Source organism: Psychrobacter sp. TWP2-1-2 (assembly GCF_049896785.1).
In the GTDB taxonomy this organism is placed as follows: domain Bacteria; phylum Pseudomonadota; class Gammaproteobacteria; order Pseudomonadales; family Moraxellaceae; genus Psychrobacter.
Window position 1 is genome coordinate 21,052 of record NZ_JAFCVA010000022.1, and the last position, 7,286, is coordinate 28,337.

The following is a 7,286-nucleotide window of genomic DNA, read 5'->3' on the forward strand; positions in this document are numbered from 1 at the left end:
AACGATGACGTTGGCCTTTTTATTATTCGAAGCGTTTGCTAACACTAGCTTTTCTTACTTGCGCCTTTACTACGGCTGCCAGTCTTTTTAGCGGTGCTTCTTCTATCAGTACTTTTCTTATCAGTACTTTTTTTAGAAGGCGCGCTCTTCGTTTGATTCATTTCACTAGATTGCAATTTAGCTTTTAAATCAAAGTCAATTTGTAGCAGATCCATATTGACGCCAGCAACTTTCACTTTAACGCGATCGCCCAGTCCGAACAATGTCCCTTTGTCTTTACCAATCAGCTGTTGTTGCTGCTCATCGTAAACAAAGAAGTCATCACCGACATTAGAGATGTGAACCAAACCATCGATATATAAGTCAGTCAGCGTGACAAACAAACCGAAGCTTGTAACTGTGGTGACCACACCTTCGAACTCTTCACCAACATGATCTTTCATATAGTGACACTTGAGCCAAGACTCTACATAGCGCGAGGCTTTTTCGGCACGGCGCTCGGTATCTGAGGTTTGCGTGCCAGCAGCTTCGAGAGAAAAGTCCATCACTGGCTGCTGGGTATTGGTCACTTTTGCTTTGATGGCACGATGCAGCATTAAATCAGGGTAACGACGAATCGGCGAGGTGAAGTGGCTATATTCGTCATAAGCTAGCCCAAAGTGACCGATATTGTCAGGTGCATAGTTTGCTTGCATCATTGAGCGCAACAGCATGCTGTGGATACTAATCGCATCGGGTCTGTCTTTGGTGGCTTCAATAATACGCTGATAATCGGCTTGCGTTGGATTTTCTTCTGGGAAGCTTAAACCAAAGTTCTTTGCGTATTCGTGAATACGCATTGATTTTTCGCCATCAGGTTTGTCATGGTTACGATATAAGACAGGAAGCTCATGCTTGAGTGCAAAGTTCGCTGCACAAGTATTGGCCAGCAGCATACATTCTTCAATGAGTTTTTGAGCATCACCGCGAGTACGCGGTAGGATTGCTTCGATACCACCTTTCTCATTGAACTTAATGTAGGTCTCAACTGTTTCAAACTCCATTGCATGACGCTCTTCACGCTTTTTAAGCAGTAGCTCATACAATTGATGTAAGGTATCGACAGATTTTTTGACGTCTTTATTACCCGTGAGTGAGGTAGGTACGCTCTTATCTTCTGGATTCTCAAGATAAGCGTTCACTTGATTATAGGTTAAACGTGCTTGTGAGTGCATGACAGCAGGATAGAACTCATAACCAGTCACTTTGCCTGCCCGCGATATTTTGATATCGGCGACCATACAAAGACGGTCACGGTCAGGATTCAATGAACACAGACCATTAGAGAGTACTTCAGGCAACATTGGAATCACACGATGCGGGAAATATACGGACGTACCGCGCTCGTAGGCATCTTTATCAAGTGGCGAGTTTGGTGTGACGTAATAACTGACATCAGCAATCGCAACTAAGACACGATAGTTGCCACCAGAGCGTTTTTCGGCAAATACGGCATCATCAAAATCACGTGCATCTTCACCATCGATAGTCACCAACGGCAAATCACGCAAATCTTTACGACCTTTTAAATCTTTTTCAGTCGGCTCTTGATAATCGTTGGCTTGCTTCAGTGCTGCTTCGCTAAAATCTGATGGGATGTCATAATTGAGTAAGGTGGTCTCAATAATCAGTTCGCGATCATTGTCGTCAGACAGTACTTCAGTGATTTTACCCGTCGCAAATTCATGCTGATTTGGCCAATCAATAACATCAACCTTAACTGGAGAGCCTTGCTTGGCATTCATCGCTTGTACATTTTCTTCAGTGACGGTAATCGGCTGGTGATTATTTGGACTACCAAGCTCGACACAGTAGCCATCTTCATCACGCGCTAATGTACCAATGAAGTTGTTTTGGCGACGTTCAACGACATTGACGATACGTCCTTCTGTGCGCCCGCGATTGTCTGTCGAGGTGCCGACTGCATCTACAGTGTCACCGTTGAAAACCCAGCGCATTTGCTTTTCATGCAAAAACAAATCTGGCATATCGCTTAATAATACAAAGCCAAAGCCTTTAGGATGTGCAGACACTGTACCCCTGACGACATCTTGTTTGGTCACCGTGCGATAGCGATAAGGACGACCGTCGCGGTTTACTTGTCCATCACGTGCCATCGCTTTTAGGCGATTGCCTAAAGCGTCAAACTGGTCTGGGTCATCAATATTAAAGGCTTTTGCCAATTGTTGATGCGTGACTTCACCATGCTCATTAATCGTACTGAGTATCAGTTCGCGACTAGGGATAGGATTGTCATATCTTTTTGCCTCACTTGAGGCGTTTGGATCGTTCCAACTCATAAATTACCGTATCTATTTTTAAAATTATTAATAATGGCTATCTTAACACGAACGACGTTGCAATATCTTGCGTCAATTGTCTTAAGTGTATTTGGTAGCAGGAAGTGGCCACCTTTAATAGGCAACAACTATTAAAACAAATCAAATGTCGATATCGACTGTACTTGATCTATTTGTTATCTTTTTACTGTCTATCTCTTTCGACACTTCTAATACTGTTGTTTGATTAGACTTATCCAAGTATTTCTGAGCCTTATCGACTTCAGTGGTCAAAGTATTGACCGTCTGTTTCATGTTCTCTAGCGCTTCAATTTTATAATTGCTAATCATATCCATCGTATCATAGACGTTATTGAAAGCGTTTTGTAATTTATCAAGCTCAATGCTGCTACTGGTTGCTTGCTCATGGATTTCACCTGACTGGCGTTTTAGCATCGCTGAGGTCGATTCAATCAAGCTACTGGTGGTTTTATTTAAAGCAGTAATTTGATCAAGTACCAGTTTTTGATTGGTCATTGCTTGTGCAACCACGACCGCTGTCCGTAGTGCAGATACGGTGGTTGTGGTGGCTCGATCAACGCCTTTTATCAATTCTAAGTTATTGCGGCGAATGGTATCGAGCGCTAAATAGCCTTGCACGTTCACGGCTAACTGAGTTAAAAAGTCGGTGTTTTTTTGACGCACATAAAACAACATCTCTTCTTTAATAATGCGTGCTTTTTCTGGGTCGGTCGCTTCTATCGCATAAACCTTTTGTTCTAACTGCTCATCAATCTTTTTGCCGACATAAACGTATTGGCGTATGGATTGCATCAGCTCCCACATAATGACTTTTTCTTGCTCAATCATCGCATTGTCTTTGAGCAGCTCATCCTTACCATTATATAGACTGGTAACCACCGCATTAATATGCGACTGTGCAGATTCGTATTGACGGAAGTAATCCTGTACTTTATTGCCAAATGGGATGAGACCGAATAACTTACGCGAGCTGGTCAGCTCTTTTTTACTGGGATCTAAATCTTCGACGATGCCGCGCAACTCAGTCAATGACTTGGCGATAGGGGAATTATCAAACAAGCTGTCATTGAGGCTTTTGGCGGGTAAATCGAGCATACGATTAGACACTTGGGCTGATTCACGAATCTCTTTAGTACCGAGATTATGAATCGATTGCACATTTTGCTGAAATTCAGCGCTGTGCACAGAATTATTAATCACATGATCAACAAAGGCATCGACCTTGGCATCAAGCTCGGGGATTTGGCTGTCATCCAATTTGACCATTTGATCTGCTTCGCTTTTTTGTATTTCTCTCACAGGTTCAGGCGCGGTTAGAGAAATACTTGGCGTCGTTGCGTTTTCTGGTGGGGTCAATTCTTGCATGAAATTTCCTTCAATATTGGATAAAAGTAGTGTTTTTGTCAACGACTCTGATGGCCGTGATATACGTTATTTTTATACACTTACTAGAAATTTTTAATAAATGCTGATTAGCAAATATAAAACAGACCTTTAGATTACCGCGTAATCAAATGGTTGAGAAGGTAGGTTTTGTAAAATAGAGTCAGCCAATTATATCTGACTAAACATATTTAAAAGAGATATGTATCTATGTATCTATGTACACAATAAAAAACCATCAATATCCCGCAGTATATTGATGGTTAAGGTTATACATATCTATATTGACTAACAGCCATCTAATAAACAGATTACTTTTTCTTAGTTGGCCCAAGCAGCATACCCATCTGACGACCTTCCATCTTAGGATATTGCTCAACGTTAGCAATCTCAGCAGTATCTTCGATAATACGATCTAGCTGCTTGCGACCAATCTCTTGGTGCGCCATTTCACGGCCACGAAAGCGAATACTGATTTTAACTTTGTCTTGGTCTTCCAAAAAGCTGACGATTTTTTTCAGTTTAACCTGATAATCAGCTTCTTCAGTACTAGGACGCAGCTTCATCTCTTTTAGCTGAGTTTGCTTTTGGTTCTTTTTAGCTTCTTTCGCCTTTTGCTTTTGATCATAGAGGAAATGCTTATAATCCATGATTTTGCATACTGGCGGTTTGGCTTCAGGAACCAATTCGACCAAATCTAGACTGTCTTCACGTGCCGCTTTCATCGCGGTTTCGATATCGACCACGCCCATCTGTTCGCCGTCTTCTTTAACGAGACGGACTTCTTTGGCTGTGATATCTTCGTTGATGTTCAAACGGTTTGACTGTTTAATAGGTATTACTCCTCATCTGTTTTTGGGGTCTGTCGGCCTTTGTCGCTGACAGCGGTCTGTACTAATGTAATAAATTCTGGAACACTCATCACGCCAAGGTTTTCACCTTCACGAGTACGGACATTGACACTGCCCGATTCGACTTCTTTATCCCCTAATACTAGCATATAGGGAACGCGTTCTAATGTTTTCTCTCGTATCTTAAATCCAATCTTTTCGTTACGCAAGTCACTAATAGCTCGCAAACCTGACTTTTTGAGTTCGCTGACCACATTTTCACAAGCATCTGCCTGTTTATCAGTGATATTCATCACCACCACTTGCTGCGGCGCTAGCCAAACAGGCATCCAACCGGCATAGTTTTCAATCAATATACCGATGAAGCGCTCGAATGAACCTAGGATGGCACGGTGCAACATGATAGGTACTTCACGCTCATTTTGCTCATTGACGAATTCGGCATCTAGGCGCTCAGGCATGTTTGGGTCAACCTGAATCGTACCGCACTGCCAGACGCGACCTAAAGAATCTTTTAAACTAAATTCAATCTTCGGACCATAAAATGCGCCTTCACCTGGCAGATAAGCCCAATCAAGACCTGAGCTATCTAAGGCATCGGCCAAAGCTTTTTCGGCAAAATCCCAAGACTCATCACTACCAACCCGTTTTTCAGGGCGGGTTGAGAGTTTCATAATGATATTATCAAAACCAAAGTCTTCATAAACGGCAAGAGTTAGCTTGATAAAGTCAGCAACTTCTTGCTGGATTTGCGACTGTGTACAGAAGATATGAGCATCATCTTGGGTAAAGCCACGAACGCGCATCAAACCATGTAGTGAACCTGATGGCTCGTTTCGATGACAAGAACCAAACTCCGCCATACGTAATGGTAAGTCACGGTAAGATTTCAAGCCTTGGTTAAAGACTTGCACGTGACAAGGGCAGTTCATTGGTTTTACCGCATAATCACGATTTTCGCTGGCAGTCGTGAACATATTGGTAGCATAGTTGCCCCAATGTCCCGAACGCTCCCACAGACTACGATCAACGATTTGCGGTGTTTTAATTTCTTCATAACCGTTATCGTGCTGTACTTTACGCATATACTGCTCAAGTACTTGATATATCGTCCAACCATTCGCATGCCAAAACACCATACCTGGCGCTTGCTCTTGCATATGGAATAGATTTAACGCTTTACCAATTTTACGATGGTCACGTTTTTCAGCTTCTTCGATACGCTGAATATAGGCTTTTAAATCTTTTTTATCCGCCCATGCTGTACCATAGATACGTTGCAGTTGCTCGTTCTTGGCATCACCGCGCCAATATGCACCAGACATTTTGGTCAGTTTGAATACTTTTAAAAATTTGGTGTTCGGCACGTGTGGACCACGGCACATATCGACATATTCTTGATGATGATATAAGCCAAACGCTTCTTCGCCTGGCATATCATTAATCAGCTTAAGCTTATAGTCTTCACCACGTTCTTCAAAGATTTTAATGACTTCATCGCGTGGCGTTATTTTTTTGATAACGTCATAATCTTGCTTGATTAGCTCCATCATGCGTTTTTCAATGGCTGCCATATGCTCAGGCGTAAATGGTGTTTCGCTATAGATGTCATAATAAAAACCATCATCGATAACGGGACCAATCACCATTTTTACATCAGGATATAACTGCTTAACGGCATGACCTAATAGGTGAGCACAAGAATGGCGAATGATATCGACACCGTCATCATCTTTTGGTGTCACGATTTCAACCTTAGCATCATGAGCAATAGGGTCGTGCGCATCAACTAGATGACCATCTACACGCCCGGCGACCGTTGCTTTAGCCAATCCTGCACCAATGCTTTGTGCCACTTCCATGACCGTTGTATTGCCTTCGAAGTTTTTTACGCTACCATCGGGTAAAGTAATCGCTACCATAATCTATTCACCTTTTTGCGTCCGTTGGCAGTGATGATTGCAACCATCAATCATATAACCGCAAGACTGCGTCAATTATATCCAACTGCTATGATATGTTATAAGAGATAGATATCACTTAAAGGCAAAGTTTCAAACAATCAACCGTTGAACAATCAAGGCTAATAAGAAATGCCATTAAGCAATATTATAAAGTCAGCTATTATAGCAAAAACTGTGTATCAACACTAGATAGTAAGGGATTAGGTCGGCTTCTATATATAGATGCTATCTATACGAATATCAAGAAGGGTAAATCATAGTTAGCTAAGGACACAGCGAAGGCAATTATCAGTAAAAAGATAAATATGCTAAAAAGTCAGTATAGAGCCTCAAAGTTTTAGTTTAAAGTAAGTTCTTAATGGCAACGCGATAGATGACAATTAATGAATATCGATAGATACTGTTTAAAGCTGAGTTATTATTTAAGGGAATTAAACAACCACTACCCTTAACCCATTGAAAACTATGCATTATTAAAAATCTTGTCAAATAAACCTAAAAACCTCTGATAAAGCGGTTGACACCCACCTTAAACTCTATATAATACGCCCCACAGCAAAGGAAGCTAAGCAGTAAGTTAACCAACTTATTACTTAGATTACCAAGCTAAGACAAAACATAAAAAAGCTTGACAAATCAAATCATTATGATAAGATAGTCGGCTCGCTAGATAGCTTGACCCGCAAGGGTTTAAGACTAAACAGCAAGAGAATTACCCTATATATCAG

General features: G+C 41.6%; 4 protein-coding genes. All 4 read right to left on the reverse strand.

The genetic code is table 11. From position 1 onward, the window contains the following. Window positions 1-44: 44 nt before the first annotated feature. The 4 genes from rnr to thrS all read right to left on the reverse strand — a co-directional run bounded on the left by rnr (window position 45) and on the right by thrS (window position 6,516). Window positions 45-2,339, reverse strand: coding sequence for a ribonuclease R (gene rnr, locus ACP7AE_RS13300; RefSeq protein ID WP_426243653.1), 2,295 nt, complete (start codon window positions 2,337-2,339; stop codon window positions 45-47). A 141-nt stretch (window positions 2,340-2,480) separates the two neighbouring features. Beyond that, a complete protein-coding gene (locus ACP7AE_RS13305) occupies window positions 2,481-3,725 on the reverse strand; it encodes a toxic anion resistance protein (RefSeq protein WP_426243655.1) in 1,245 nt (414 codons plus the stop codon). A 329-nt stretch (window positions 3,726-4,054) separates the two neighbouring features. Then, a complete protein-coding gene (gene infC, locus ACP7AE_RS13310) occupies window positions 4,055-4,558 on the reverse strand; it encodes a translation initiation factor IF-3 (RefSeq protein ID WP_045447656.1) in 504 nt (167 codons plus the stop codon). Window positions 4,559-4,581: 23 nt separating this feature from the next. Next, window positions 4,582-6,516: a threonine--tRNA ligase gene (gene thrS, locus ACP7AE_RS13315; protein WP_201540712.1), complete on the reverse strand. Its 1,935-nt coding sequence runs from the start codon at window positions 6,514-6,516 to the stop codon at window positions 4,582-4,584. Between the last annotated feature and the right edge of the window lie 770 nt (window positions 6,517-7,286).